Here is a 26,518-nt window from a genome sequence, read left to right on the forward strand (position 1 = left end):
CGCATGCGTGTCAAGTGCGTCCTGTGCGACCAAATCAATCAGTTAGAAGATGGCGATCCTCTTGCTAAAAAGCTGAGAAACAAGCCGATCCATACGTATATGTGCCCTTCCTGCCGGGAGCGCATCAGTGAAAAGACAGAGGCGCGGTTAGCAACAGGCAACTTCATCTTCTACCGGAGTTCCCATTTAACTGAAAAGGATTTTTAATAGGTAAACTCCGCTGTGCAGGTTTTGTGCAGCGGAGTTTTTAATTAAAAAATAATAATGGGTTGTAGTTGAGATACCGTTTCCCTGCGTTACAGACGGACGCGTTCCGGAGGGCCCGCGGTGAGCCGACTTGGTCGCTTCGCTCCCCCAAGTCGTCTCACCTGTCGGGCTGATCCTCCCGGAGTCGCCGTCTTCCACTTCGGTACACTGGCTAGTATTTCAGGACTTTTTATGTGGTTAGCAGTATGAGCATGCTGTCTATGACTTTTATATTTGATATGGTGTTCATGCAATACTTCAGATTAACCAAGGGTGCAGATCAATGTGATTCATGCGGTTGCAAAGTCAAGAAACGAAAACAGACCAATTAAACTTGTACCCTGCAAAAAAGCAGCATATCATACATTCCCCACGCCAGCGTAGGCGCAACTGCGGGGTCGGCCGTTGCTATGAGACTGCTGGCATGCTCTTCGCCAGTAGGCTCATAGCGTAAGGCAATCCCCCAGCGCCGAAGCGGGTTTAAACTGCAAACACACACCTCAATCAAACTGCTTGCAAAGTCGAGAAACGAAACCACACCATACCAACTAAATCCACAACATACCGAAAAGCTGCCCATGCCCTGCATTCCACATACCAGTTCAGGCGCAACTGCAGGGCGGCTATGAGCGCGGAAGCCGGTTCAATGATCACAACGGGATGCTTTATGATCACGCGGCCGAGCCGAATGATCACACGGCAGGTGTGTATGAGCGGTTGAGGCTGGACTATGAGCGCTTGAGCGGATACTATGATCATCCGCCAAGCTTCTTTGGCAGATAGCCGCGCTCTCCGCCACCAGGCTCATAGCGTAAGGCAATCCCCCAGTGCCGCAGCGTATTTAAACTGCAAACACAACACACACTTTATTCAAACTGCCCGCAAAGTCGAGAAACGGAAGCACAAAAAAACTCCGCTGTTATTGCACAGCGGAGTCTTTCTTGTATTCGTTCATTCGGCGTACGCGGTAAATAATCAGAATGGCAGCGGCGACGATCAAGCCTTCCACGATCGGAAGGAAAAAAGCTAAGAACGTCAGCACTAGGCAGCCAATAAATAAAAACGTATATATAACCGCGTTCTGCCAAAAGCTGATCTTTTTTGCAAAACCAAGCTTGTACACAATAGCAGACATGATGAAAATGAGGGCCAACAGAATATAGCCGGCTACGTCGAAATTAGGCGCCAGTTCATAAACCATACGCGCAATTCCGGACATCCGATTGTAGACCATCTCTGAATCCTCTACTCTCATTCCATACATTCCCTTCTATCTATATTATTCCCCAAGTTTTTTTCTTTTATTTGCACGGTCACGTTCGTTTTTGTCAAGAACCTTCTTGCGTAAACGGATCGTTTGCGGTGTAACTTCACAATACTCGTCATCTCCAATATACTGGAGTGCCTCTTCAAGCGACATAATACGAGGTTTCTTGGTTGTGACCGTCTGATCTTTCGTCGCGGAACGAACGTTTGTCGCATGCTTGATTTTTGTCAAGTTGATCGTCAAATCGCTGTCACGGTTACTTTCTCCGACTACCATGCCTGCGTAGATCTCAGCACCCGTTTCAACAAACATGGTACCTCGGTCTTCCAGCTGCATTACGCCGTATCCTGTAACTGTTCCGTTTTCCATGGAAACAAGAACTCCATGACGTCGTCCGCCAATTTTACCAGTTGTTATCGGTTTATAGCAATCAAATGTATGATTCAAAATACCATAGCCGCGAGTCAGCGTCAGGAATTCTGTTGTATACCCAATCAATCCGCGTGCAGGAACTAAGAAAATTAGACGCACTTGTCCATTTCCGTTATTGATCATATCGATCATTTCACCTTTACGCTCACCGATTGACTCGATGATCGAACCAGTGTGTTCTTCCGGAACGTCAATTTGTACACGTTCGAAAGGCTCTGAACGAACACCGTCGATTTCACGGATGATTACTTGCGGTTTAGATACTTGAAGCTCGTATCCTTCACGGCGCATGTTTTCAATTAAGATTGATAAATGAAGCTCTCCGCGTCCCGAAACAATCCATTCATCAGGTGAATCTGTTTGATCTACACGTAAAGAAACATCTGTCTCTAACTGCTGGTCTAAACGTTCCTGAATCTTGCGTGCTGTAACCCATTTACCTTCACGGCCCGCAAAAGGACTGTTGTTGACCAAGAAACGCATTTGCAGTGTCGGCTCATCGATATGAAGTTCAGGAAGTGCTTCCTGATGATCAGTAGGACATACAGTCTCCCCTACATCGATGTTTCCCATTCCGGAAACAGCAACCAGGTCGCCTGCATATGCTTCTTCAACTTCCACTCGTTTAAGACCCATGAAGCCATATAATTTTGTTACACGAAGGTTTTTCACAGAACCGTCACGTTTTAAAACTGCAACCTGTTCTCCGACCTTCATCGTTCCGCGGAAAATACGTCCAATTCCGATACGGCCGACATAGTCATTATAATCCAAAAGTGATACTTGGAACTGTAATGGCTCATCGCGGTTATCGATCGGTGCTGGAATATTTTCTAAAATGGAATCATACAGCACACGAAGCGTGTCTTCCTGTGTTTCAGGGTCTGGAGACAGACTTGCTGTTCCGTTAAATCCTGATGCATATACAACAGGGAATTCCAATTGCTCATCGTTTGCATCCAGCTCGATGAATAATTCTAACACTTCATCTACTACTTCTTCCGGACGTGCGAAGTCGCGGTCGATTTTATTCACAACGACGATTGGCTTCAAATTCGTTTCAAGTGCTTTCTTCAGCACGAAACGAGTCTGAGGCATACATCCTTCAAATGAATCGACAACCAGGATAACACCGTCTACCATGCGCAAAATTCGTTCTACTTCTCCGCCGAAATCTGCGTGTCCTGGTGTATCCAAGATATTGATTTTTGTATGTTTATATTCAATAGCTGTGTTCTTAGCTAGAATCGTTATTCCGCGCTCACGTTCCAACTCATTGGAATCCATTGCTCGCTCTTCCACGTGCTCATTTGATCGGAAAATACCTGATTGTTTTAACAGCTGGTCAACTAAAGTAGTTTTACCGTGGTCTACGTGGGCGATAATTGCTATATTTCTAAGATCTGTACGCTCGTTTGTCATTTTTTCACTCCGTTTATCTTTTTTCAGATGTTCAACTGTGTTATTATAGCACAAGATAGTACAATTCAATAATATTTAATTTTATTTGGAGGGATTTTTTTGAAAAACATTAAGTGGATTTTCGTAATCTATTCACTTGCGGCCGTTTTGTCTATGTCTGCAATCGGCGTTGGAATAGGCATGCGCAGCATTTTACTTGTCGTTCTTGCCATCGTAGCCCTCGTCTTAATTATGGGTAATGGTTTTAAAACAAAAGCCCGCATGCGCCGTGAAGGAACTCTATAAGCTCCTATTATATACAAGGTTGCCGAAATATAGGTAAAGGGACTGCAAATTAAACCGTATCGGTTTAACAAACAGCCCCTTTTTTATTTTAGTCGGATATAATTTGTCAATATTTCATTATGCAAGTTAGGACGGGTCACAATAAACGAGTCCGTTCCAAGTAAATGCGGTGCTTCACCCTGCAAGTTTGTAGCCAGCGCCCCGACTTCCTGCGCAATGACGATGCCCCCCGCTATATCCCACGGCGCCAAGCGCATGGAAATATATGCATCAATTCTTCCAGATGAAACGTAAGCCAGCTCAATTGCCGCTGAACCGTATGAACGTGTCCCCCTGCAGCGAGTGACCAATTGAATAATCTTATCATTATCCACTTTTGCATTCGGCGCTACCCAGCTCGCATTGATACCGATCACCGCTTCTTCGAGAGGTGTAACTTCCAGCTGTGGAAGCCGTTCGTCGTTAAAGTAGGCACCTTCGTTTTTTGCTGCGTGGTATAAATCGTCCGCCATCACATCATATATGTAACCCAGCATCCCCACGCCGTCTACATAAATCCCCAATGAAATCGCAAAATTCCTTTTTTGATGGATAAAGTTCATGGTTCCGTCAATCGGGTCCAAAAACCATACCGTTCCATCCAATGAAGAAATTCGATCTCCAAATCCTTCTTCTGATACAATTTTGTGATCAGGAAAGTCTTCCTTTACCCGTTCAATGAAGAAACGTTCCACTTCTTTATCAATATTCGTTACTAAATCGTTAGCATCAGACTTTGAATCGATATCTATTGTATTAAAAAAGGACACACGTATTTTGTGGCCAGCTTCTTTTATCAACGATTTTGCATAGCGATCGATTGCATTAAGATTCATCTTGCCACCTCTTCCCATTCCGACTAGTGCTAGTATAACATAGAGCAGAAGGAACAAAAGAGAAAACGGTTACACCTGATTAAGTAAAAAGGCATCCCGTCACATTTTCTTCAATTCTGAAGTAAATGAGGGATGCCTCTTACTAATGATGGACTCTCACGCTGTGAAAACATCTAAAGTCTCCAGCTCATTATGAATCTCCGCCAAACGCTCTTTACTTTTCTCGACTTGTTTCGTGTCTTCTTCCTGCAATGCATCATACAGAGTAGCTAATTCGTAATCAAGTTCCAAATGCAGCGTCCGGAGATATTCTCTTTCCACATCTTCTTTACGAATAAAATGAACGACTTGTTTCATGAGTAAGCACCCCTTTAATTAGTTTTAGCTGAACTAACCGGCTTATAATAAGGTATGTGAAAATTCCGACTTTAAGTGGTTAGAAGCCTTGTTATTTTAAATTATTCCCCGTTTATTGATAAGATAAACGTAGACATTACAAACTGGAGGAGAATTTTATTGACTAGAACGTATTGGAACGCAAGTGATTTTGATGTTTTTTCGATTCAAGGTCTGGAATATCGGATGGAGGCGCTGCAGGAAAAGATTCAGCCGAAGTTCAGAGATTTGGGAAATCATTTTTCACACCACCTTTCTGCGCATGGGAAGGGAGAATTTTTCCCGCACGTCGCTAAACATGCCAGACGGACAGTAAATCCGCCTAAAGATAGCTGGGTCGCTTTCGCTCCTGCCAAGAGAGGATATAAAGCGCTGCCTCACTTTCAGATTGGCTTATGGGGCACTCATTTATTCATCGTTCTGGCAATTATTTATGAAAATCCTGATAAAAAAGGAATTGCCGAACGACTGGAAAAGAATTTGGATGAACTTCTTTCCCTGCCCGAAGATTTTATTGTTTCCGGAGATCATATGAAGCCGGAAGCAGAGACAATCAGCGACACAGGCAAAGAAGGCCTCGAGAAAATTCTCGAGCGTCTGCAGACTGTCAAAAAAGCAGAATTTCTTGTAGGACGCCATTTGCCTGAAGAACAGGCAGTCAAAATGACAGAGGAAGAGTTTTATCGCTATGCGGATGAAACTTTCAATCGCTTGCTTCCAATTTATGATATAGTGATCCATTCTTCCGATTGCTATTCATTGAAATAAAAAAACGATGACCGGAAATTTTCCAGGTCATCGTTTTTTATATTTTCAACTGATCACCGGACACGCTTTCCTTCGCAAGTTTAACCACTCGGAAAGCAACATATCCACTGCTGTCTTCAAACTCTTTGCAGATCGTTTTTTCCTCTGCCATTGAGGGAACCACTTTTTTAAATAATCGATAGTGTTTCATAAAATCTTCCCGATCAACAGAAGATTCATATGCCTTCTCTACCTGGTTGAAAAAATCGATAACCGCAACCACTTCATCAGTCGACCAATCCGCACGAAGCGGATATTGATACTCTGCCATCTATTGACCTCCTTATCCTTCGCTCCATTTTTTCCGCACCGCTTCAGCTTCACTGCGCATCCGGGCAAACAGTTCCGCAACTGCCGGGACGTCTTTTATCATTCCTGTAACTTGACCGGCCCAGCCGAACCCATCTTGTTCAGATCCTTCATGAATAAATTTACAGTTAGCTTCTCCACTAATATAATCTTTTAATCCTTCATAACCCGCGTCTTCAGATTCCAGTTGTAAAATCTTTGATGTCCACTCATTTGAAAGAGCACGTGCAGGCGCGCCGATTGTCCGCTTGATCACAGCGGTATCTGTCTCAGTGCCGGCCAGCAGCGCTTCGATGTAAGCCGGGGAAGCATCGACGCACTCTTTAGTTGCAATGAAACGTGTACCCATCTCAATACCCTCAGCACCTAACGCCTGTGCCGCCATCCAGCCGCGTCCGTCACCAATCCCGCCTGACCCGATTACCGGAATGCTTACAGCGTCCACAATACGCGGGATCAGCACCATCGTGCCGATGTCATCGCGTCCAAGATGGCCACCGCCTTCCTGGCCAACCGCAATGACAGCGTCCGCCCCAATCTCTTCCGCTTTTTGCGCCTGTCTCCTGGAGGCTGTCAGGACCAGTTTTTTCACAGAGGTTCCTTTCAGCAAATCAAATAAAGGTGCAGGATTTCCGCCGGTCACAGAAATGATCTCGATATTTTCTTCCATTGCTGCTTCCACCATCGCTTCAAATGATCTTCCATGATTGCCGATTGCGAAATTTACACCAAATGGCCTGACAGTCTTCTGACGCACTTTATGAATCTCCTGCTTTAATGCTTCTGGAGAAGGCAGACTCATAGCCGTAATCTGCCCCAGCCCGCCGGCTTCAGATACCGCCGCAGCAAGATCGGCATATGCTAAGTAGGCAAGTCCTCCCTGCACAATCGGATAGTCAATTCCAAATAACTCTGTCACTCTCGTATTCCAGTTCAAGACCTCTCTCCTTTTCCATTGAAAAACAACCCATGAGAAATGATTCCCATGGGCTGTAATATCATGCTGTTTTATTTTGTCATCATGTGGATCGGCTTTCCAAGAGCAACTTCAGCTGCTTCCATGGAAATCTCACCTAATGTCGGGTGTGCGTGGATCGTCATAGAGACATCTTCAAGTGTCATGCCCGCTTCAATGGCTAAGCCCATTTCAGCAATCATGTCAGATGCATTTTCCCCAACGATTTGTGCGCCCAGAAGCAGCCCGTCTTCCTTGCGTGCAACCAACTTCACGAAGCCTTCTGTTGCATCCAATGAAAGCGCACGGCCATTTGCCGCGAACGGGAATTTACCGCTCACTACTTCATAGCCTTCGTCTTTGGCCTGTTGTTCATTCAGCCCTACAGTAGCCAGTTCTGGATCTGTAAAGCAGACAGCAGGAATTGCCATGTAGTCCACTTCAGACTTTTCTCCTGCAATAGCTTCAGCAGCCACTTTCGCCTCATAAGAAGCTTTGTGCGCCAGCTGAGGACCCGCTACAATATCACCGATTGCATAGACATTCGGCACATTTGTACGGCACTGCTTGTCTACTTCGATAAGACCGCGGTCAGACATGTTCAAGCCTAGTCCTTCGAGACCAATTTCGTCTGTGTTCGGACGGCGGCCGACTGTTACTAAACAATAGTCCGCTTCCACTTTCACTTCTTCGCCTTTAACTTCGTACGTTACGATGACGCCGTCTTTTGTTTCTTCAACGCCTTTAGCAGATGCTTTTACAACTACTTCAACGCCTTTTTTCTTCAGGCCTTTTTTAACGATTTGTGTCATTTGCTTTTCAAAGCCTGCAAGAATATCGTCAGCACCTTCAAGAATCGTCACTTCAGAACCAAGGTTTGCATAAGCAGAACCCAGCTCAGTTCCGATATAACCGCCGCCGACAACGACTAACTTTTTAGGAAGTTCTTTTAAAGCTAGCGCGCCTGTAGAATTGATTACACGGTCAGTGAATTTGAAAGATGGAATTTCAACAGGACGTGCACCAGTTGCGATGATCACGTTATTGAATTTATATGTCTGAGCAGATTTATCTGTCATAACTCGTACAGTATTCGCATCAACAAAATATGCTTCGCCTTCTACTGTTTCCACTTTATTGCCTTTTAACAGACCTGAAACGCCGCCTGTCAATTTAGAAACTACGCTTTCTTTAAACTTCATTGCTTTAGAAAAATCCAGTTTGACAGATTCAGCAGTGATTCCCATAGCATCAGAATCTTGAGCTGCCACGAAACGGTGCCCAACAGAAATCAATGCTTTGGACGGAATACAGCCAACGTTCAAACAAACGCCGCCAATCGTATTTTTTTCTACAATCGTTACTTTCTGTCCAAGTTGCGCTGCGCGGATTGCTGCAACATATCCTCCCGGGCCTGAACCTACTACGAGTGTATCTACTTCAATTGGAAAATCTCCTACTACCATGTGCTTTACGCCTCCATTAATAAAAGTGATGGATTACCTAGTAATTCCTTAAGATAGTTTAACGCTAATTGTCCCGTTACGCCATCAATTACTCGGTGATCGAATACCAAAGATAATGCTAACATAGGTGCTGCTGTAATTTCACCATTTTTTACTACAGGTTTTTCAGATATTCTTCCGACACCTAAAATGGCTACTTCAGGGTGATTAATAATCGGTGTGAACCAAAGTCCGCCGGCAGAACCGATATTCGTGATGGTACAGGATGCGCCCTTCATTTCTGCTGCCTGAAGTTTCCCGTCACGCGCTTTTCCAGCCAATTCATTCACTTCATTTGAAATATGGAATACGGATTTGCGATCTGCATTTTTCACGACCGGCACCATTAAGCCGCGGTCAGTATCTGCAGCGATCCCGATATTGTAGTAATGTTTCTGAATCAATTCTTCTGTTGCGTCGTCAAGTGACGTATTCAATTGCGGGAATTCACGCAAAGTCGCAACCAGCGCTTTCACTACATACGGCAAGTATGTTAATTTAATATCGCGCTCTGCTGCAATTGCCTTGAATTCTTTGCGGTGCGCAACAAGCGCTGTCACATCGACTTCATCGAGTAATGTAACGTGAGCCGCTGTATGTTTTGAATTCGACATGGCTTTCGAGATCGCTTTGCGCATCGGCGAAAGCTTTTCGCGAGTTTCAGGGAATTCACCTTCAAAAACAGGTTGTTGTTTCGGAGTTGACGTTTCTCCACCTGTCTGCTCCGCTGCTTCCTGAATTTCCACATTTTCAGTTGCCGGCTGCTGCTGTCCGCCAGCCTTGAATGTATCGATATCTTCTTTCAGTACACGGCCATTTTTTCCGCTGCCTGCAACTTGCACAATCATGACATCTTGCTCTCGCGCGTATTTACGCACAGAAGGCATCGCAATCACTCTGCGGTTTTCATCTGGACTCTCTGCAGGTGTTGAAGCTGTTTCCTTCTTCGGCCCAGCAGACGGTTTGTCATCTGCAGGCTGTTCAGGTTTCTTAGCCCCTTCCACACCAGCTGTTTCTTGCACCTGTTCATGTGATTTTTCTGCACTGGCTTCTTCTGAAGATGAATCCGCACTCTCGTCGTCTTCATGGTCAGGGATATCATGATCCGGCGCGTCGAAACGAACTAACTTGTCTCCGACTACCGCCACCGTACCTTCGCTGACATAGATTTCTTCGATAGTCCCTGAAACAGGGGACGGGATTTCCACAACTGCTTTATCATTTTGTACCTCTAACAGCGTGTCATCTTCCTGGATCGTATCGCCCGGTTTCACAAACCATTTTACGATCTCTCCTTCATGTATACCTTCTCCAATGTCTGGTAAACGAAATTCATAGGTCACGTAATTCACCCTTTCTGTAATATCCGGCATTCATTTCAAATCAACTTCATTCGAAATGAACACCGGACTCAATTAAAATGTTAGGACTTCTTTAGCTTTCGCTGCAATATCTTTCGCATTTGGCAGCCAAGTACTTTCACCGGCAGCAAATGGATACACTGTATCTGGAGCTGTTACCCGTAAAACAGGTGCTTCTAAACTTAGGATTGCGCGTTCTGTAATTTCTGCCACGACATTCGCTGCGATTCCCGCTTGGCGCTGCGCTTCCTGCACGACGATCGCACGGTTCGTTTTTTCTACTGATTTGATGATAGTTTCTACGTCTAACGGCTGGATCGTACGCAAGTCAATTACTTCAACCGAGTAATCTTCTTTTTCCAATGCTTCTGCCGCTTTCAGACTTTCCTGAACCATCGCACCGTATGCAATAATCGTCAAATCGTTTCCTTCGCGCTTGACATCAGCTTTTCCTAGAGGAATCGTATACTCTTCTTCAGGAACTTCCTGTCTGAATGAACGGTATAATTTCATATGTTCCAAGAAAATTACCGGATTATCATCTTTAATTGCCGAAATGAGCAATCCTTTTGCGTCGTAAGGAGTTGAAGGAATGACTACCGTCAGACCCGGCTGTGAAGCGACAATTCCTTCGAGACTGTCCGCGTGCATTTCAGGAGTCGCCACACCGCCGCCAAATGGCGCACGGATCGTAACTGGCGCGTTGAAATGGCCGCCTGTTCTGAAGCTCATTCTCGCCATCTGGCCGCTGACAGAATCCAGTACTTCGAATAAAAAGCCAAAGAATTGGATTTCCATAATCGGACGGAAGCCGGTTAATGCTAAACCGATTGCAAGCCCGCCAATACCGGACTCTGCAAGCGGCGTATCAAATACGCGGTCTTCCCCGAATTCTTTATGAAGTCCTTCCGTTGCCCGGAAGACACCCCCATTAGCGCCTACGTCCTCCCCGAAGAGTAAGACTTTTTCATCGTTTTTCAGTTCTGTTCGAAGCGCATCTGTGATCGCTTGAATCATTGTCATCTGTGCCATTGGTCAATTCGACTCCTTCCGAGCGTAATTATCTGCTTGTTCCTGTAAGTTAAACGGCATATCGCCTTTATACATGATTTTCATAAAGTCCGTTGCTTTTTGCTTAGGCGCTGCATCAGCTTTCTTGATCGCCTCTTTGATTTCTTCTTTTGCACGTTCAATCACTTTTTCTTCTGCCTCTTTGGACCAGATGCCCTTTTCTTCCAGATACGTTCTGAAACGGACGATCGGATCTTTCTTTTCCCATTCGTCGTCGATATCGGAAGTACGGTAGCGCGTCGGATCATCCCCTGCCATCGTATGTGGCCCGTAGCGGTAACACATAGTCTCAATAAGTGTTGGTCCGTCGCCATTGACTGCACGCTCTCTTGCATCGCGGGTTGCTACATATACTGCCAGCGGATCCATTCCGTCTACAAGTACACTCGGCATGCCTGCCGCCACACCTTTTTGTGCTAATGTTTTAGCCGCAGTCTGAACGTCGCGGTGAGTGGAAATCGCATACTGGTTATTCTGGATAATGAAGATTGCCGGTACTTTATATGCCCCCGCAAAGTTCAATCCTTCATAGAAGTCACCCTGAGATGTACCGCCGTCACCTGTATAAGTGATAACAACTGATTTTTGTCCTTTTTTCTTAAATCCTAGACCCACACCCGCTGCCTGAATATATTGCGCGCCGATAATGATCTGCGGAGGGAAGATATTCAACCCGTCCGGAATGATGCTTCCTTCATAATGGCCTCTTGACCAAAGGAATGCCATTTCTAACGGCCAGCCGTGGAACAAGAGCTGAGGCACATCGCGGTATCCCGGAAGAATGAAATCATCTTTTTCCAACACGTATTGAGATGCCAGCTGTGAAGCTTCCTGACCTGCAGTAGGTGCGTAGAAACCTAATCTGCCCTGTCTGTTCAATGAAATAGAGCGCTGATCCAGAATTCTTGTATAGACCATGCGGTTCATCAACTCGACTAATTCGTCGTCAGAAAGTTTCGGATCCAACTCCTTATCCACAATCTTTCCTTCTTCATTTAAAATTTGTACCATTTCAAATTGGCTTTCAATCAATTGAAGCGCTTTCACCGGATCATATTGATTTCCTTTTTTAGCTACCATATCTGACTCTCTCCTTTATATCTGTATTATATTGTTTTCTAATAAAATGAATACAACGTGGTATATTTTTTAGTATACTCAAAACTGAGCGCGCGGTCAACCATTGTAATCATAGAGTTTCCGTCATTTATCATAGTTTCACAAAAACAATCTGTACTAAGACAACTGCACTTCTGTATTGGTACACCACAACCGTATTCCCTATTTTTCTTGTTATATCAACTTCTCTGAACTCCGTAAAAAAGCAGGGAACACTCTCCCTACTTTTACTTTCCTTATTTAGCCTCTTCTAAACTTTCTAAAACACGCGCTCCCAGCCGATTAACTTCAGCGGTTGATTCATTAAACTCATCAATCGACTGCTGAATGGCAACAGCCAATCCATTTATTTCTTTCACTTTCCTCTGTAGCTGACTCGCACGGACTTCCCGATCTTCTAATTGAGTGTATAACTGAGTCTGTGCATCGATGAGTTTTTTATAATCCATTATGAATTTTTCATGCAAAATATATCGTTCTTCTAGCGTACCCAGCATTTTGTCCACAGTTTTCTTATCTTTTGGTTTTAACACCTTCATCAATTCATCTACTTCATTTGTTTCATCCTTCGCTTCGCTGAGAGCCGTTTCCTCCTTTTCTATCATTTCCATTCTGTTCCCCGACGATTTTTTTAATGAAGCGACCTGCTTCTTCACTTCAGGATATTGTTCCTGCGTAAGCTCCATTGTCTGGGTAAATATCTTTTGTTCTTTCTCTTCCTGTTGATTTAACTTCTTTACAACGCTCAGACTTTGCGATTCTTTTTCATTAATTGCCGCCAGCGCGTCTGTCAGCTGCTGTTTCTCCGATGTTTCTTCAGAGCAGGCGACAAGCAGTAAAGCTATAGATAGCAACAGCATGATCTTTTTCAACATAAAACCTCCTATTTATCTCATACATTTCTCTTTCCCCATTTTTCAGCTTCGTTTATACTTAGTGTAAACTATATACTACTCACCATATCCGAAGGGAAGAATTAAAATGATATTAATGAATGACATTATACGTGAAGGTCACCCTGCATTGCGCGCAAAAGCAAAAGAGATGACCTTTCCATTAAGTACAGAAGACCGCCAATTATGCGATGATCTGCTTGAATACATCGTCAACAGCCAGGATGACGAGCTTTGCGAGAAATATAACTTGCGCTCAGGCATCGGGTTGGCGGCACCGCAAGTGAATGCCTCAAAGAGAGTCTTCGCCCTGCACATTCCGGACGAAGAGCCGCCGCTGACGAACTTCATTGCCATCAATCCAAAGATCATCAGTCATTCCGTAGAAAAGACGTATCTGTCTTCCGGTGAAGGCTGTCTGTCTGTAGATCGTGAAGTGGAAGGTTATGTACCGCGCTATTCCCGTATTACCATCAAAGCGTTTGATAAAGAAGGCAACCCGATAAAAAAACGACTGAAAGGATTGCCTGCAATTGCATTCCAGCACGAGCTGGATCACTTGAACGGTATCATGTTCTATGACCATATTGATGAAAACGCTCCTTATAAGGATATTGATGGAGCTTCCCCATTTGAGAGAGAGTAAAGGAAAAAACCTTGACAGAACAGCAAGATTATGCTATAGTCTTGTCAAGGAGTGATGACGCCATGTATAAACGTCTGAAACGCAAATTGCTTAGACGACTTAATGGCCTGCTCGGTAAAAAGACGATTGCTTAGATATTTACGCCTGCCAAGTAATTGGTGGGCTTTTCTTTATTTTAAAGCATTTAAATGCTATTATTGAAAATATGTCTTATATCGAACGATAAAAAGGAGAGTTCATTATGATCTTTAAAGTTTATTACCATGAAAACGTACACCAAGTACCAGTCCGCGAAAACACACAAAGCCTGTACGTAGAAGCAGAAACAGAGAAAGCAGTGCGTGATCAGCTGCAGGATCGCCAAATTATGATTGAATTTATTCAGAAGCTGGAAGGCGAGCATTTAGAGTACGAACAAGCTTCTTCGCATTTCCAGGTTGAGCAGGTCTAATTTATGAAATCAATTAAAAATAATGAAACAGCCGTTTTCGCTCTGGGCGGACTAGGTGAAATCGGTAAGAATACGTATTGTGTGCAATTCCAAGATGAAATCATCATCATTGATGCCGGAATCAAATTCCCTGAAGATGAACTGCTGGGCATTGACTATGTCATTCCAGATTACACCTATCTTGAGCGCAATGTCGACAAGATCAAAGGGCTTTTTATCACACACGGGCACGAAGACCATATCGGCGGAATTCCTTATCTTTTGAAAAAGATAAATATCCCGGTATACGGCGGGAAACTTGCGATTGGATTGCTGCGCAATAAACTCGAAGAGCACGGATTGCTCCGTACAACAAAGCTTCATGAGATAGAGGAAGATGATTTTATTAAATTCCGTAAAACATCCGTCTCTTTCTTCAGAACGACGCACAGTATTCCCGATGCTTATGGAGTCGTAGTGAAGACACCATCCGGAAACATTGTGCATACGGGAGACTTTAAATTTGATTTTACACCTGTCGGAGAACCGGCCAACTTGCATAAGATGGCGAAAATCGGCAGTGAAGGCGTGCTTTGCCTTCTGTCTGATAGTACAAACGCTGAAATCCCGAATTTTACCATGTCTGAAAGAAAAGTCGGCGAAAGTCTGAATGATATTTTCCGAACAGTAGACGGCCGTATTATTTTTGCGACATTTGCATCAAATATTCACAGGCTGCAGCAAGTAATTGAAGCAGCACAGAACTTCGACCGTAAAGTTGCAATCTTCGGACGAAGTATGGACAATGCTATCACAATCGGAAGAGAACTTGGCTACATCGATGCACCTAAAGACCTGTTCGTTGATGCACAGTCACTAAATCGTCTGCCAGCCAATAAAGTCATGATTCTGTGCACAGGGAGCCAGGGAGAACCTATGGCCGCTCTGTCACGCATCGCGAACGGCACACACAGACAAGTGCAGATTCAGCCTGGAGATACGGTGATCTTTTCTTCATCTCCAATTCCAGGAAACACGCTCAGTGTGAATAAAACAATAAATTCCCTGTTCCGTGCAGGCGCTGAAGTAATTCACGGACCGCTGAACAATATCCATACGTCAGGCCACGGTTCACAGGAAGAGCAGAAACTGATGCTGCGTCTCATTAAGCCAAAGTACTTCATGCCGATTCACGGCGAGTACCGGATGATGAGCATGCACTCGGAACTTGCCGTTGATTGTGATGTAGAACCTGATAATATCTTTATTATAGGGAACGGCGATGTGCTCGCTCTTACTGATGATTCGGCAAGACTTGCCGGCCGTGTACCTTCCGGAGATGTGTATATCGACGGCAGCGGAATCGGAGATATCGGCAACGTGGTACTGCGCGACCGCCGTATTCTATCGGAAGATGGATTGGTCATTGTCGTAGCTACTATTGATACAAAGAAAAACAGATTGGTATCCGGCCCTGATTTAATTTCCCGCGGATTCGTTTACATGCGTGAGTCCGGCGCGATGATCAACGAAGCGCAGTATATGCTGTCCAAGACATTGCAGCGTAAACTGGCAAGCAAGCCCGACTCCGTTAATCAGCTGAAGAGCGAAATTATTGATACACTGGTTCCGTATCTTTACGAGAAAACGAAACGCAAGCCAATGATTCTTCCAGTAATTATGGAACTGTAAATAAAACACCAAAAAGCAAGTGCATTTTTGCACTTGCTTTTTTTGTGTTCAAATAGTGCGGTTCCGCTACTCGACTATGCAGGCAGTTTGAATGGGGTTTGTTTTTGCAGTGTAAACCCGCTTCGGCGCTGGGGGATTGCCTTACGCGATAAGCCTACTGGCGAAGACCACGCCAGCAGTCTCATCGCAACGGCCGACCCCGCAGTTGCGCCTTCGCTTAAGTTGAAGAATGTATACCATGCTGCTTTTTCGCATAATACAGATTAAGTTGGTGTATTTTCGTTGCTCGACTTTGCAAACGTATTGATCACAAGAATCTTAGCCTTTGCAGAGTAATAAGCATTGCATGAAATACCACCTGTCACAAAAGTCTCAGACGGTATTGCTCATACTGCCATTCACATAAAAAGTCCTGAAAAACCAGCTAGTGTACCGAAGTGGAAGGCGGCGACTCTGGGAGGATCAGCCCGACAGGTGAGACGACTTGCGGGAGCGAAGCGAAAATAGCGTGTAGAAGAAACTCTGTATTGCCTTAATTTTTGCAAAGAGCGCAAAAATACGGCAAAGCGAACCCTCCGCTGTTCGCTTGGCTCACCGCGGGCCCGCAAGACACGCGTCCGCCTGGAACGCAGGGAAACGGTATCCCCCCTGCTTACCTATCTTTTACACTAGATGATAAAGCGCAAATTTTAATTAATGCAATGCCTTACGCTCAAATCGGTGAATGTCCAAATCAGAACCGATAACGATCAAAACATCATTCACTTCGATCTGCTCAATCGCCTGCGGTGACACCAATATATGGGTGCCTCTCTTGATCGCGACGATATTTACCCCATACTTTGCACGTATATCCAAATCAATCAAAGAAGAACCTGCAATATAATTATTCGCCTGAATCTCCACGATAGAATACTCGTCAGACAGCTCCAGGTAATCCAGAATATTATTGGACACCAGATTATTCGCAATCCGCTTCCCCATATCCCGTTCAGGATGGACAACTTGGTCTGCTCCGATTTTCCGCAGCACTTTTTCATGATAATCATTTTGTGCCTTTACAGTAATCCGCTGCACACCTATCTCCTTCAAGATAAGAGTCGTCAGAATACTTGACTGGATATTCTCACCAATCGCAATGACCACATGCTCAAAATTCCGGATACCTAAAGACCGTAAAGCCGCCTCATCTGTTGTATCTACTGCGACCGCCTGTGTAGCGATATTCGCATATTCCTCCACACGTTCCTGTGAAATATCAATTGCCATGACATCTGCTTCCAGTTCAATCAGTTCTCTAACGATGCTTCCGCCAAACCGCCCGAGACCGATCACTACGAATTCTTTTTTCATCACATTGCTCCTCACATCAAAATCTGTGCTATCGCAAACCCATTTTAAATTTCAGGAATAACTCATTATACACGCCAAGCGTCTCTAATCCTAAATTCTCATAAACTTCGAGATTTTCCCTCGCCTCTTCATTCGGATAAAAACGTTCATCCGTAACCGTTTCTTCATCCATAAAAGCAAGAGCTTCCTTATTAGGGGTGGAATAACCTACATACTCTGCATTCTGGGCAGCTACTTCGGGCTCCAGCATGAAATTAATAAATTTATAAGCACCTTCAATATTTTTTGCCGTTTTCGGTATGACAATATTATCAAACCAAAGATTAGATCCTTCTTCCGGCACAATATAATCGATGTCTTCATTTTCCGAGATCATATCTGCTGCCTGACCTGACCAAGTGAGTGCGACAGATGCTTCATTATTGATCATCAACTGCGTCACTTCATCTCCAATTACCGCTTTCACATTCGGTCCCATCGTTTCCAGTTTATCCGTTGCCTCTTTTAACTGTTGCAGACTTGTGGAATTCAGTGAATAACCGTAGGAATTTAATGCGACGCCTATAACTTCTCTCGCACTGTCGACTAAGATGAGCTTTTGGCGAAGTGAGGCGTCCCATAAGCTTTCCCAGCTTTCAAACGTCTGCCCTTCTAATAGTGACGGATTATAAGCAATGCCCAGTGTCCCCCAAAAGTAAGGAATCGAATACGTATTGTCCGTATCAAACGGTAAGTTCATAAAGTACGGATCGATATTTTTGATATTCGGAATCTTACTGAAATCCAAAGGGATCAGCAATTCCCTGTCCTCCATCATTTGAACGGCATACTCTGAAGGGACCGATAGATCATAGGAGGTTCCGCCCTGTTCGATCTTTCCCATCATGCCTTCATTCGAATCAAAGGTTTCATAAATGACTTTGATGCCTTCCCGCTCTTCAAATTGCTTCAAAAGATCAGGATCGATATACTCGCCCCAATTATAAACCGTAATCGTATCTTTTCCGGCGCCCCCCGCTTTATGTTCCAGCTGGTAGTTCGTAAACAGCAAGGCAAAAGAAACGAGCAGGATTGCTGCAGCACCGCTGACAAGGCCTTTCATCGCTTCACCCCCTGATCTACTTTCCGGCTGCCGATCATATAATAACCAAGCACCAGGACCATCGTAATAACGAAAATCAAGCCGGACAGCGCATTAATCGTCAGCGTAATGCCTGTACGTGCCATCGAGTATATTTCTACGGACAGTGTAGAAAAACCATTGCCCGTCACGAAGAAAGTTACCGCGAAATCATCCAATGAATAGGTTAATGCTAAAAAGAAACCCGCAAAAATCCCCGGCTTAATATAAGGAAGCACAACGCGGGTCAGCACGTCTTTTCGCGACGCTCCGAGATCGAGCGCGGCATCCACCAATGTTGTACTCATTTCCTGCAGTTTCGGCAGCACCATGATCACTACAATCGGAATACTGAACGCAATATGCGAAATCAGTACAGATGCAAAACCGAGTTTCACGCCAATTAAGGTGAATAAAATTAGGAAGGATGCCCCTATAATAACATCAGGACTGACAATCAAAATATTATTGAGTGACAGGATCGTCTGCCTCATGGATTTATTACGCATGAAATAGATCGCAAGTGCACCGATCACTCCAATCGTTGTAGACAGCAATGCCGACAGTAAAGCGATAATAACCGTATTCATAACAATGATCAACAAGCGGGTATCTTGAAATACTGCCTGATAGTGTTCCAGCGTAAAGGATTCAAAATTTGACATGCCGCCGCCCGAATTGAAAGAGTAATATATCAGATAGAAAATCGGCGTATACAAAATCAGGAAAACAACCGCCAGATAGATTTTCGGCAGATTACTTAACTTTCCCATTTGCATTGCCCCCTTTCTCTTTCCCGGATGTCAGCACCATGATTAAGAACATGAAAATAATTAAGAATACAGCGATCGTTGAACCCATTCCCCAGTTCTGCGTGACCAGAAACTGCTGTTCAATCGCAGTCCCGAGTGTAATTACTTTATTCCCGGCGATCAGCCGTGTAATCATGAACAAAGAGAGCGCCGGTATGAATACGACCTGCACGCCCGATTTTACTCCGTCAATCGTCATCGGCCAAATCACCCGCTTAAATGTTACCCACGCATTCGCTCCCAAATCCTTTGAAGCATCCAGCAGCGCAGGATTTATTTTATCCAACGAATTGAATATCGGCAAAATCATAAACGGAATAAATATGTAGACAGAGACAAAAACAAAACTAAAATCGGTAAAGAGTATTTGCTGGCTGCCGATCCCGATTGTTTCCAAGAAAGCATTAATCGGTCCGTACAGTCCCATCAAGCCGATGAAAGCATACGTCTTCAGCAATAGATTAATCCACGAAGGAATAATGATCAGCAAAAGCCACAGCTGCTTGTGTTTAGTTTTCGTTAAGAAATAAGCGGTTGGATACGAAATGAGCAACGAGAAAAAGGTAATCAAAAATGCATACCAGAACGAACTCATCGTCAGCTTAAAATAGACGGACGTGAAAAAGTTGCGGTAATTGCCGAGCGTCAGATTTCCTGATAGATCAAAGAAAGAATAATAGACAATAACCGCTATCGGCGCGAGCACAAACAGCAGCATCCACACAGCATACGGCACGGCATATATAAAGCGCAGCGGATTATTCTTCATCTTCCGCCACTCCAAACGATTCAAGACGCGCATCAAAATCTTCTTCCGACTCATTTAAACGCATGACGTGTATATCAACCGGCGCAAAATCCAGGCCGATCATCGTGCCGACATCCGCAGGCTTCGTGGAATGGACAAGCCACTCATTGCCGTCCGCATCGTAGGTGGACAGCTCGTAATGGACCCCTCTGAATAATTGCGTATCCACGGTGACACTCAGCTTCCCCTGCTCGACTGTCGTCATTTCCAAATCTTCCGGACGAATCACGATATCCACTTTTTCATTCGGGTAAAATCCGCCGTCCACACATTGAAATTGCTTGCCTGTAAACTCCACCAGATAATCTTCTACAATCTTGCCCTTGACAATATTTGATTCCCCAATGAAATCAGCAACAAATCGGTTGATCGGTTCGTCGTAAATATCAATAGGTGTTCCGGATTGCTGAATTTCACCGTTATTCATCACAAAAATTTCATCTGACATGGCAAGAGCTTCTTCCTGGTCATGCGTGACAAACACGAAAGTTTTTCCCAGGCGCTGCTGCAGTTCACGCAATTCATACTGCATCGCGGAACGAAGCTTCAGATCAAGCGCAGACAGCGGTTCATCCAGCAGAATGACTTCAGGGTCATTAATAATTGCACGCGCAATCGCCACCCGCTGACGCTGGCCGCCAGACATTTCCGTGATTTCGCGGTTTTCATAGCCATCCAGGTTAACGAATTTAAGCGCCTCTTTCACTCTGCGGTCGATGTCATTCTTTTTCACTTTTTTTATGCGAAGACCGAATGCGACATTTTCATAAACGTTTAGATGAGGAAACAGTGCATAATCCTGGAATACGGTATTGACTTGCCGTTCATTTGCCGGCACGGAATTAATTTTCTTTCCATTAAAGAAGATGTTTCCGTCTGTTGCTTCAGTGAAACCTGCAATCAAGCGCAAAATAGTTGTTTTTCCGCATCCTGAAGGCCCGAGCAATGTATAGAACTTCCCCCGCTCCATTTCAAATGAAACGCGGTCGAGAACAGTCGTTGATTCGTTGTATCGTTTTGTAACGTTTTCAAAGCGAATAATCGGTTGATTGGTCAATATGATTCCTCCCTGCAGTGACATGTAGTCGAGTACTTCAATATGAAGTCTTGTAAACCTAATCATTATACACAAACTATCAGCTAAAGCAAATATAGTCTTGTTTTATAGCCGAAATTTAGATGCAGGAAAATGGTCATGAAAATTGTTTTTTCGCGTATGTCATAGTAAAATGAAACCATCTATTAAGGAGGGATTCAGTTGGAAGACCACTTGTTTTTTTATTTGGACTCTGATGCCAAGCGGAATCGAAAATCAGAATCATCTACAAGAGAAAATCAGCTTGAAGGAATTTTTCTGATGAATAATAATAAGATCCGTACATGGAAAGAAATGGCTTCTCATTGTATTGAATGCATGGAGACACTTCATTACAGCGATGAGTTCGATGCACGTTATTGTAAAGATTGTGATGAGTGGCGAGAGATGATTTGTGATCCGAGTTGCGAAACGTGTCAAACACGTCCTTTAAAGCCTTCTGACTGCCAACAAGATTTTGAGTAAACTATAAATAGTTTACCCAAATCCTTTACATATAAGACTTTATCTTGTTTTTAATAATAATTATTATCTTCAAGTCATTCTAATTGTATTTGGATTCATTATTTGATATTCTATATAAGAATTGTGCAGCTCAGATATGATTCTGCACAAAAGATAATTGGAGGGATTTATATTATGGCTGAACGTATGGTAGGTAAACAAGCTCCAGATTTCACAATGGAAGCAGTATTGGCTGACAAATCTTTTGGTAAAGTAAGTTTGCAAGACAACATTAAAAATGACAAATGGACTGTACTTTTCTTCTATCCAATGGACTTCACATTCGTATGTCCGACAGAAATCACTGCGATGTCTGACCGCTATGACGAGTTTGAAGACTTAGATGCAGAAGTAATCGGTGTTTCCACTGATACAATCCATACTCACCTTGCTTGGATCAATACAGATCGCAAGGAAAATGGTCTTGAACAACTTAAATACCCATTAGCAGCAGATACGAACCACACAGTATCACGTGATTATGGCGTATTAATCGAAGAAGAAGGTATCGCATTGCGCGGCCTTTACATCATTAACCCTGAAGGAGAACTTCAGTATCAGACAGTTTTCCATAATAATATCGGGCGTGACGTGGACGAGACTCTTCGTGTTCTTCAAGCATTGCAAACCGGCGGCCTATGCCCTGCAAACTGGCGCCCGGGTGAAAAAACACTTTAATTTTGTACAAGCGTCCCCACGTATTACATCAATCGTGGGGATTTTTTGACAACTACTATAGTTTGCTAGGAGGAACTCTTGATGAAATTACGTACACCAATGCCTGAACTTGATGGTGCAACCGCATGGTTAAACGGCGAAACTTCTAAATCTGAATTGGTTGGTGAAAAACCGACACTGATTCATTTCTGGTCTGTCAGCTGCCATCTTTGTAAAGAAGCAATGCCAGACGTCAACAGCTTCAGAGACAAATATAAAGAAGAATTGAACGTAGTTGCTGTACATATGCCGCGTTCAGAAGATGATGTGGATCTTGAGCAAATCAAGGAAGTTGCTGCTGAACACGACATCACTCAGCCAATCTTCGTAGACAGCGAACTAAAACTGAACGATGCATTCGAAAATCAGTATGTCCCTGCGTACTACGTATTCGATAAAGACGGCCAGCTTCGCCACTTCCAAGCAGGCGGCAGCGGCATGAAGATGCTGGAAAAACGCGTCAATCGTGTACTGGACGAAATGAAAAAAGAAGATTAATTTCTCAACGGCTCCTTCTTAAGAAGGGGCCGTTTTTTATTTAGCTGGATTTAGATTAAATATTCTGGGTCTGCCCTGAAATCAGTTCTTGACAACTTGTCATGTATGTATTGCGAAAATCATGCTGCAGTTTAGACCCGCTTCGGCGCTGGGGGTTCGCCTTACGCGATAAGCCTATAGGCGAAGAGCCAATATTCTATCGAAACACTTTATTAACAGCTTAAGTCTAAGCAAGTGTATTAGCTTTTTTTATATGATACGATAGAGAAAAAGTTTCCAGAAAGCGAGCACACATATGCCACAAAACTCAAATAATCTCGCCCTTTATATTTTAATGTTCAACATGTTCATCGCAATGGCAGGCGTCGGCCTCATCATTCCTATCATGCCGGAATACTTAGGAACCTTCGGCGTAGCGGGACAGGCTCTTGGATTGCTGATCGCGATCTTTTCATTCGCCCAGTTCATTATGTCGCCTATTTCAGGTAATCTTTCCGATCAGATCGGCAGGAAAAAGATTATTGTTATCGGTTTAGTTATTTACGGACTTTCTCAATTAGCCTTCAGTTTATCAACAGAGCTCTGGATGCTGTACGTCTCCCGCTTCTTTTCGGGATTCGGCGCCGCCTTTATCATTCCACCTACCATGGCATTTGTTGCCGATATTACATCACTCGAAAAGCGCGGACGCGGAATGGGTCTTCTCGGGGCTTCCATGTCCTTAGGTTTCATGATTGGGCCTGGAATCGGAGGCTTTCTGTCAAATATCAGCCTATCATTTCCCTTCTATGCAGCTACAGGCGCATCGATTTTCGCAGCCATTGTTTCTTTACTGTTCCTGCCTAATCCAAAACCCGTACTGCAAGGGACACCGACAAATGAAAACTTATTCCAGCAGATGCGACGGTCAACAAAAACTCCCTATTTTGTTATGCTGATTGTCATGTTTGTCTTTTCATTCGGATTGGCTAACTTCCAGTCGACCATTTCACTATATGTGGACCATAAGTACGGTTACACACCATCACAAATTGCCGTAATTATTACAGTGGGCGGATTTGTGGGGGTTATCATCCAGACATTCGTTATCGACCGGCTGTTCAGGCGCTTCGGCGAGATGCGAATTATTTTGATCAATCTCGTGGTCGCAGCCGCTGCTATGCTGTGCATTTTATTCGTCAATACATTCTTTACAATTCTATTCGTTGCGACAGTATTCTCTACTGCCACTTCGCTGCTGCGCCCTGCGGTCAATACGCTCGTATCGAAGCTGGCCGGTAAGGAACAAGGCTATGCTGCAGGTATGATGAACGCCTATATGAGTCTGGGCAATATGATCGGACCGGCGACGGCGGGCTATATTTTCGACATGGATATACGGTCGCCGTATATTGTCGGGACGACTATTTTACTGCTATGCTTTATATTAGCTTCAACATGGGCAAAGCAGAAGAAAACATTGCTTGAATCCGCCCGTACTACATAAAAAAAGCTTTCCCCTATTCAGCGGGAAAGCCTTTTTTATTGCTCCTTGCGCAAGATTTCTGCATACTTCTGCACGATCTCGACAAAAGCATTTACTTGTTTTAATTCGAAAGTGGAATTATAGCCGATCAGCCAAGTATCTCTCGTCAGTTCAAACTCTTCTTCACTGTTCAACAAAGGAATACGATTTACCCGCTCATCTCCCGAAAGAGTAATGGAAGGCAAGATCGCGTAACCAACGCCATTCAAAGCAAGCTGTTTACACGTTTCAATCTGATCTACAATAATCTGGCGGCTCGGGTTTTGATTAAAATGTTTATGCCACCAGCGCTGAATTTCCATATAATAATTGGAATCACTTTTAAATTGAATAAAATGCCGATCCGTGTCTTTTAGCTCGTCAATTGTGGAGATTTCCCGATCTACCAAATAGAGCTGATCCCTGAATAAATACACCCGGTTACTTTTCCAATCTGTCTGCCCTCTGACAATACCGATATGCGCCTCGCCTTCATACAGAGCTTTAGATATTTCAGAACTCCAGCCGGTCATCAAAGAAATTTTGGCATCCGGATATAATGTCACATAATCTTTCAGAACCTGCGGCAGCCACGTCTGGCCAATAATCGAGGCACAGGCAATTTTCAGCGTTCCATGGACTTTGTCTTCAAGCGATGCAATCATCTCGAGGGTTTCATCTCGTTTTGCCAGGGACTCTTTTGCATACGCAATCACATGCTCCCCGGCTGGCGTAGGTTCCAGCCCCTTTTGCGAGCGAATAAACAGCAGCATTCCCCACTCTTTTTCAATGGTCTGCAGACGTTGTGACAAGGCAGGCTGCGATAAATGCAGACGTTCTGAAGCTTTGCGCATATTTCCTTCTTCCGCTAATGCTTTTATAATATCAAGCTCAGTTGTTGACATGTTCATACACCTTTCCTCTTGGAATTCGTAAAATCAGCAAAAGACTGATCAGCGCAAAGACGAATATTGCCAGGTAGACCCAATGCAGGGAATTTGCCAGACCTTCCTGCAAACTCACCAGTTCATGAGACGGAATAGATTTACGGCCTTCATTCGTCAGCATCGTATTGACATCGTCAACTGTGTTCGTCAGCTGATTAGAAGCGAAGTATGACAGCAGAGCGCCGTTCAATATTGCACCGAATACAGATGCGCCAATTGTATTGCCAAAGTTTTTCATAAACATATTTGCAGCTGTTGCTGAACCTCTCTGCTCGCGGGGCACGGCTCCTTGTATGGTAACGATGAAAGAAGTATTCGTCAGACCCATTCCGACCCCGATAAAGAAACTGGAACAAGCTGCCCAGACAGGCCCCAAAACAGCAGTCATGAAAACGAACATCAGTGCACCAATCACTAATGAAATACCGCCTGCAAAAGATACAAGAAACGGACCGAACCGCAACAATAAATGTCCGGCCATTGAAGAAGCTAAAGGCCAGCCGATCGACATAGTAGTCAGTGTAAATCCGGCAATAATTGCCGGCTGCTCCATCACTCCGGAAACATAGGTGGGAAGATAAGATGAAATTCCAATTAGAATAATACCAGTTGTTAAAGACACCAGATTCGCATACAGAATTACAGGGTTTTTCCATATACTGAATGAAATCAAAGGATTTGCAGCCTTTTTTTCCTGACTGAAAAACAAAAAGAACATAACAGCTGACAGTGACAGCAGCAGTAAACTGATGGCTGACAGACGGCCGAAAGCCTGACCTCCTTCCACAAGCCAGATCAGAATTGAAGATAAACCTGCAGTTAACAGGAAGGCACCTTTATAATCGATGGAGGCTTTCTGAGTCCTTTTCGGCTCATGCAGAAACAGGTAAATCCCTGCCATTGACAGAAGTCCAAGCGGCACATTGACCCAAAATACAAACTGCCAGTTGACGTATTGGACCAGCAATCCGCCGATGACCGGACCCGATACTGCGGAAATCCCCCACACGCTTGACAGATAGCCTTGGATTTTTGCGCGTTCTTCTGTTGTGTAAATATCGCCTACGATTGTTGTCGCTATCGGCATAACCGCTCCGGCACCCAGTCCTTGAATCAGACGATAGACAATAAGCTGTTCCATTGAAACTGCAAAGCCGCAAAGGACTGAACCCAGTAAAAAGATGGCCAATCCGATAAAGAAAACAGGCTTTCTGCCAAAAATATCCGCAAGTTTTCCATAAATGAGGACAGTGACCGTGCTCATTAGCAAGTAAGATGAAAAAATCCAGCTGTAGCGCGAAAAGCCGCCAAGTTCTGAAGCAATTGTCGGCATCGCAGTCGTAACGATGGTCGCTTCCACTGCACTGACAAACATTGCAAGCATAACGGCGGCAAGTACAAGCGGCTTTTTAGTTTCTTTTTGCAAGTCCCTTCTGACTCCTTTCTAT

At 44.2% G+C, this 26,518-nt stretch carries 28 protein-coding genes; 10 read left to right on the plus strand and 18 right to left on the minus strand.

Annotated features, from left to right (window positions below):
• Nucleotides 1-3: 3 nt before the first annotated feature.
• Nucleotides 4-207, plus strand: coding sequence for a YlaI family protein (locus GDZ68_RS01755; RefSeq protein WP_153720550.1), 204 nt, complete (start codon nt 4-6; stop codon nt 205-207).
• 958 nt (nt 208-1,165) lie between these two features.
• Here the strand turns inward: GDZ68_RS01755 and GDZ68_RS01760 are convergent.
• Entirely contained in the window at nt 1,166-1,501 is a 336-nt protein-coding gene (locus GDZ68_RS01760; RefSeq protein WP_376776819.1) for a YlaH-like family protein, read from the minus strand.
• Nucleotides 1,502-1,525: 24 nt separating this feature from the next.
• The gene (gene typA, locus GDZ68_RS01765; RefSeq protein WP_153720552.1) at nt 1,526-3,367 is read right to left on the minus strand and encodes a translational GTPase TypA; all 1,842 of its coding nucleotides are present in this window, start codon (nt 3,365-3,367) and stop codon (nt 1,526-1,528) included.
• A gap of 99 nt (nt 3,368-3,466) precedes the next feature.
• On the opposite strand from typA, the gene GDZ68_RS01770 reads away from it, so the two are divergent.
• Nucleotides 3,467-3,652, plus strand: a complete 186-nt coding sequence (locus GDZ68_RS01770) for a YlaF family protein (protein ID WP_153720553.1) — start codon at nt 3,467-3,469, stop codon at nt 3,650-3,652.
• A gap of 83 nt (nt 3,653-3,735) precedes the next feature.
• Here GDZ68_RS01770 and GDZ68_RS01775 read toward each other — a convergent pair whose 3' ends face one another.
• Together GDZ68_RS01775 and GDZ68_RS01780 are read right to left on the minus strand one after the other, a co-directional pair.
• The gene (locus tag GDZ68_RS01775; protein ID WP_153720554.1) at nt 3,736-4,527 is read right to left on the minus strand and encodes an inositol monophosphatase family protein; all 792 of its coding nucleotides are present in this window, start codon (nt 4,525-4,527) and stop codon (nt 3,736-3,738) included.
• Between the two features lie 156 nt (nt 4,528-4,683).
• Nucleotides 4,684-4,884 carry a hypothetical protein gene (locus tag GDZ68_RS01780; protein ID WP_153720555.1) on the minus strand — a complete coding sequence of 67 codons (201 nt, stop codon included), beginning with the start codon at nt 4,882-4,884 and terminating at the stop codon, nt 4,684-4,686.
• Between the two features lie 159 nt (nt 4,885-5,043).
• Between GDZ68_RS01780 and GDZ68_RS01785 the strand changes: the two genes are divergently transcribed.
• Nucleotides 5,044-5,691 carry a YktB family protein gene (locus tag GDZ68_RS01785; protein ID WP_228550968.1) on the plus strand — a complete coding sequence of 216 codons (648 nt, stop codon included), beginning with the start codon at nt 5,044-5,046 and terminating at the stop codon, nt 5,689-5,691.
• A 37-nt stretch (nt 5,692-5,728) separates the two neighbouring features.
• Here GDZ68_RS01785 and GDZ68_RS01790 read toward each other — a convergent pair whose 3' ends face one another.
• From GDZ68_RS01790 to GDZ68_RS01820, 7 genes are all read right to left on the minus strand, one after another.
• Nucleotides 5,729-6,001: a UPF0223 family protein gene (locus GDZ68_RS01790; RefSeq protein ID WP_153720557.1), complete on the minus strand. Its 273-nt coding sequence runs from the start codon at nt 5,999-6,001 to the stop codon at nt 5,729-5,731.
• A 12-nt stretch (nt 6,002-6,013) separates the two neighbouring features.
• On the minus strand, nt 6,014-6,976 hold the full coding sequence (locus GDZ68_RS01795; protein ID WP_153720558.1) for an NAD(P)H-dependent flavin oxidoreductase: 963 nt from the start codon (nt 6,974-6,976) through the stop codon (nt 6,014-6,016).
• Nucleotides 6,977-7,047: 71 nt separating this feature from the next.
• Nucleotides 7,048-8,460 carry a dihydrolipoyl dehydrogenase gene (gene lpdA, locus GDZ68_RS01800; protein ID WP_153720559.1) on the minus strand — a complete coding sequence of 471 codons (1,413 nt, stop codon included), beginning with the start codon at nt 8,458-8,460 and terminating at the stop codon, nt 7,048-7,050.
• Nucleotides 8,461-8,465: 5 nt separating this feature from the next.
• Nucleotides 8,466-9,842: a dihydrolipoamide acetyltransferase family protein gene (locus tag GDZ68_RS01805; protein WP_153720560.1), complete on the minus strand. Its 1,377-nt coding sequence runs from the start codon at nt 9,840-9,842 to the stop codon at nt 8,466-8,468.
• A gap of 72 nt (nt 9,843-9,914) precedes the next feature.
• The gene (locus GDZ68_RS01810; protein ID WP_153720561.1) at nt 9,915-10,892 is read right to left on the minus strand and encodes an alpha-ketoacid dehydrogenase subunit beta; all 978 of its coding nucleotides are present in this window, start codon (nt 10,890-10,892) and stop codon (nt 9,915-9,917) included.
• A 3-nt stretch (nt 10,893-10,895) separates the two neighbouring features.
• Entirely contained in the window at nt 10,896-12,011 is a 1,116-nt protein-coding gene (gene pdhA, locus GDZ68_RS01815) for a pyruvate dehydrogenase (acetyl-transferring) E1 component subunit alpha (protein WP_153720562.1), read from the minus strand.
• 275 nt (nt 12,012-12,286) lie between these two features.
• A complete protein-coding gene (locus GDZ68_RS01820; RefSeq protein ID WP_194841015.1) occupies nt 12,287-12,922 on the minus strand; it encodes a YkyA family protein in 636 nt (211 codons plus the stop codon).
• Nucleotides 12,923-13,031: 109 nt separating this feature from the next.
• Between GDZ68_RS01820 and def the strand changes: the two genes are divergently transcribed.
• The 3 genes from def (at nt 13,032) to rnjA (ending at nt 15,711) form a co-directional block, all read left to right on the plus strand.
• A complete protein-coding gene (gene def, locus GDZ68_RS01825; RefSeq protein WP_153720564.1) occupies nt 13,032-13,589 on the plus strand; it encodes a peptide deformylase in 558 nt (185 codons plus the stop codon).
• A gap of 241 nt (nt 13,590-13,830) precedes the next feature.
• Nucleotides 13,831-14,040, plus strand: a complete 210-nt coding sequence (locus tag GDZ68_RS01830) for a DNA-dependent RNA polymerase subunit epsilon (RefSeq protein ID WP_153720565.1) — start codon at nt 13,831-13,833, stop codon at nt 14,038-14,040.
• A 3-nt stretch (nt 14,041-14,043) separates the two neighbouring features.
• A complete protein-coding gene (gene rnjA, locus GDZ68_RS01835) occupies nt 14,044-15,711 on the plus strand; it encodes a ribonuclease J1 (RefSeq protein WP_153720566.1) in 1,668 nt (555 codons plus the stop codon).
• A gap of 693 nt (nt 15,712-16,404) precedes the next feature.
• Here rnjA and GDZ68_RS01840 read toward each other — a convergent pair.
• Genes GDZ68_RS01840 through GDZ68_RS01860 form a run of 5 tightly spaced genes read right to left on the minus strand, consistent with a single transcriptional unit; the run spans nt 16,405 to nt 20,861 of the window.
• Nucleotides 16,405-17,064: a potassium channel family protein gene (locus GDZ68_RS01840; protein ID WP_153720567.1), complete on the minus strand. Its 660-nt coding sequence runs from the start codon at nt 17,062-17,064 to the stop codon at nt 16,405-16,407.
• A gap of 28 nt (nt 17,065-17,092) precedes the next feature.
• Nucleotides 17,093-18,166 (minus strand): ABC transporter substrate-binding protein, encoded by a 1,074-nt coding sequence (locus GDZ68_RS01845; RefSeq protein WP_153720568.1) that lies wholly within the window; start codon nt 18,164-18,166, stop codon nt 17,093-17,095.
• A complete protein-coding gene (locus GDZ68_RS01850) occupies nt 18,163-18,957 on the minus strand; it encodes an ABC transporter permease (RefSeq protein ID WP_153720569.1) in 795 nt (264 codons plus the stop codon). The genes GDZ68_RS01845 and GDZ68_RS01850 overlap by 4 nt, the downstream gene beginning before the upstream one ends.
• Complete coding sequence (locus GDZ68_RS01855) at nt 18,941-19,765, minus strand: ABC transporter permease (RefSeq protein ID WP_153720570.1); 825 nt, start codon at nt 19,763-19,765, stop codon at nt 18,941-18,943. Before GDZ68_RS01855 ends, GDZ68_RS01850 begins: the two co-directional genes overlap by 17 nt.
• Nucleotides 19,755-20,861 carry an ABC transporter ATP-binding protein gene (locus GDZ68_RS01860; RefSeq protein WP_194841016.1) on the minus strand — a complete coding sequence of 369 codons (1,107 nt, stop codon included), beginning with the start codon at nt 20,859-20,861 and terminating at the stop codon, nt 19,755-19,757. The genes GDZ68_RS01855 and GDZ68_RS01860 overlap by 11 nt, the downstream gene beginning before the upstream one ends.
• Before the next feature lie 201 nt (nt 20,862-21,062).
• Between GDZ68_RS01860 and GDZ68_RS01865 the strand changes: the two genes are divergently transcribed.
• The 4 genes from GDZ68_RS01865 to GDZ68_RS01880 all read left to right on the plus strand — a co-directional run bounded on the left by GDZ68_RS01865 (nt 21,063) and on the right by GDZ68_RS01880 (nt 24,105).
• On the plus strand, nt 21,063-21,365 hold the full coding sequence (locus GDZ68_RS01865; RefSeq protein WP_153720571.1) for a hypothetical protein: 303 nt from the start codon (nt 21,063-21,065) through the stop codon (nt 21,363-21,365).
• Between the two features lie 174 nt (nt 21,366-21,539).
• Nucleotides 21,540-22,082, plus strand: coding sequence for a peroxiredoxin (locus tag GDZ68_RS01870; protein ID WP_153720572.1), 543 nt, complete (start codon nt 21,540-21,542; stop codon nt 22,080-22,082).
• Between the two features lie 81 nt (nt 22,083-22,163).
• Nucleotides 22,164-22,619: a TlpA family protein disulfide reductase gene (locus GDZ68_RS01875; protein ID WP_153720573.1), complete on the plus strand. Its 456-nt coding sequence runs from the start codon at nt 22,164-22,166 to the stop codon at nt 22,617-22,619.
• 295 nt (nt 22,620-22,914) lie between these two features.
• Nucleotides 22,915-24,105, plus strand: a complete 1,191-nt coding sequence (locus tag GDZ68_RS01880; RefSeq protein WP_153720574.1) for an MFS transporter — start codon at nt 22,915-22,917, stop codon at nt 24,103-24,105.
• 35 nt (nt 24,106-24,140) lie between these two features.
• Here the strand turns inward: GDZ68_RS01880 and GDZ68_RS01885 are convergent, their stop codons facing one another.
• Nucleotides 24,141-25,028 carry a LysR family transcriptional regulator gene (locus GDZ68_RS01885; RefSeq protein ID WP_153720674.1) on the minus strand — a complete coding sequence of 296 codons (888 nt, stop codon included), beginning with the start codon at nt 25,026-25,028 and terminating at the stop codon, nt 24,141-24,143.
• Nucleotides 25,015-26,454 (minus strand): MDR family MFS transporter, encoded by a 1,440-nt coding sequence (locus GDZ68_RS01890; RefSeq protein WP_194841028.1) that lies wholly within the window; start codon nt 26,452-26,454, stop codon nt 25,015-25,017. The genes GDZ68_RS01885 and GDZ68_RS01890 overlap by 14 nt, the downstream gene beginning before the upstream one ends.
• Nucleotides 26,455-26,518: the final 64 nt, after the last annotated feature.

Source organism: Sporosarcina cascadiensis (assembly GCF_009650995.1).
GTDB classification, from domain to species: Bacteria; Bacillota; Bacilli; order Bacillales_A; family Planococcaceae; genus Sporosarcina; species Sporosarcina cascadiensis.

Excerpts from the sequence above, each read along its gene's own strand:
- def (WP_153720564.1), top strand. The coding sequence starts at position 13,032 with ATGATATTAATGAATGACATTATACGTGAAGGTCACCCTGCATTGCGC.
- GDZ68_RS01830 (WP_153720565.1), top strand. The coding sequence starts at position 13,831 with ATGATCTTTAAAGTTTATTACCATGAAAACGTACACCAAGTACCAGTC.
- GDZ68_RS01880 (WP_153720574.1), top strand. The coding sequence starts at position 22,915 with ATGCCACAAAACTCAAATAATCTCGCCCTTTATATTTTAATGTTCAAC.
- GDZ68_RS01870 (WP_153720572.1), top strand. The coding sequence starts at position 21,540 with ATGGCTGAACGTATGGTAGGTAAACAAGCTCCAGATTTCACAATGGAA.
- typA (WP_153720552.1), bottom strand. The coding sequence starts at position 3,367 with ATGACAAACGAGCGTACAGATCTTAGAAATATAGCAATTATCGCCCAC.
- GDZ68_RS01885 (WP_153720674.1), bottom strand. The coding sequence starts at position 25,028 with ATGTCAACAACTGAGCTTGATATTATAAAAGCATTAGCGGAAGAAGGA.
- GDZ68_RS01780 (WP_153720555.1), bottom strand. The coding sequence starts at position 4,884 with ATGAAACAAGTCGTTCATTTTATTCGTAAAGAAGATGTGGAAAGAGAA.
- GDZ68_RS01875 (WP_153720573.1), top strand. The coding sequence starts at position 22,164 with ATGAAATTACGTACACCAATGCCTGAACTTGATGGTGCAACCGCATGG.
- GDZ68_RS01790 (WP_153720557.1), bottom strand. The coding sequence starts at position 6,001 with ATGGCAGAGTATCAATATCCGCTTCGTGCGGATTGGTCGACTGATGAA.
- lpdA (WP_153720559.1), bottom strand. The coding sequence starts at position 8,460 with ATGGTAGTAGGAGATTTTCCAATTGAAGTAGATACACTCGTAGTAGGT.
- GDZ68_RS01850 (WP_153720569.1), bottom strand. The coding sequence starts at position 18,957 with ATGGGAAAGTTAAGTAATCTGCCGAAAATCTATCTGGCGGTTGTTTTC.
- rnjA (WP_153720566.1), top strand. The coding sequence starts at position 14,044 with ATGAAATCAATTAAAAATAATGAAACAGCCGTTTTCGCTCTGGGCGGA.
- GDZ68_RS01760 (WP_376776819.1), bottom strand. The coding sequence starts at position 1,501 with ATGAGAGTAGAGGATTCAGAGATGGTCTACAATCGGATGTCCGGAATT.
- GDZ68_RS01890 (WP_194841028.1), bottom strand. The coding sequence starts at position 26,454 with ATGCTTGCAATGTTTGTCAGTGCAGTGGAAGCGACCATCGTTACGACT.
- GDZ68_RS01855 (WP_153720570.1), bottom strand. The coding sequence starts at position 19,765 with ATGAAGAATAATCCGCTGCGCTTTATATATGCCGTGCCGTATGCTGTG.
- GDZ68_RS01810 (WP_153720561.1), bottom strand. The coding sequence starts at position 10,892 with ATGGCACAGATGACAATGATTCAAGCGATCACAGATGCGCTTCGAACA.
- GDZ68_RS01755 (WP_153720550.1), top strand. The coding sequence starts at position 4 with ATGCGTGTCAAGTGCGTCCTGTGCGACCAAATCAATCAGTTAGAAGAT.
- GDZ68_RS01845 (WP_153720568.1), bottom strand. The coding sequence starts at position 18,166 with ATGAAAGGCCTTGTCAGCGGTGCTGCAGCAATCCTGCTCGTTTCTTTT.
- pdhA (WP_153720562.1), bottom strand. The coding sequence starts at position 12,011 with ATGGTAGCTAAAAAAGGAAATCAATATGATCCGGTGAAAGCGCTTCAA.
- GDZ68_RS01775 (WP_153720554.1), bottom strand. The coding sequence starts at position 4,527 with ATGAATCTTAATGCAATCGATCGCTATGCAAAATCGTTGATAAAAGAA.
- GDZ68_RS01840 (WP_153720567.1), bottom strand. The coding sequence starts at position 17,064 with ATGAAAAAAGAATTCGTAGTGATCGGTCTCGGGCGGTTTGGCGGAAGC.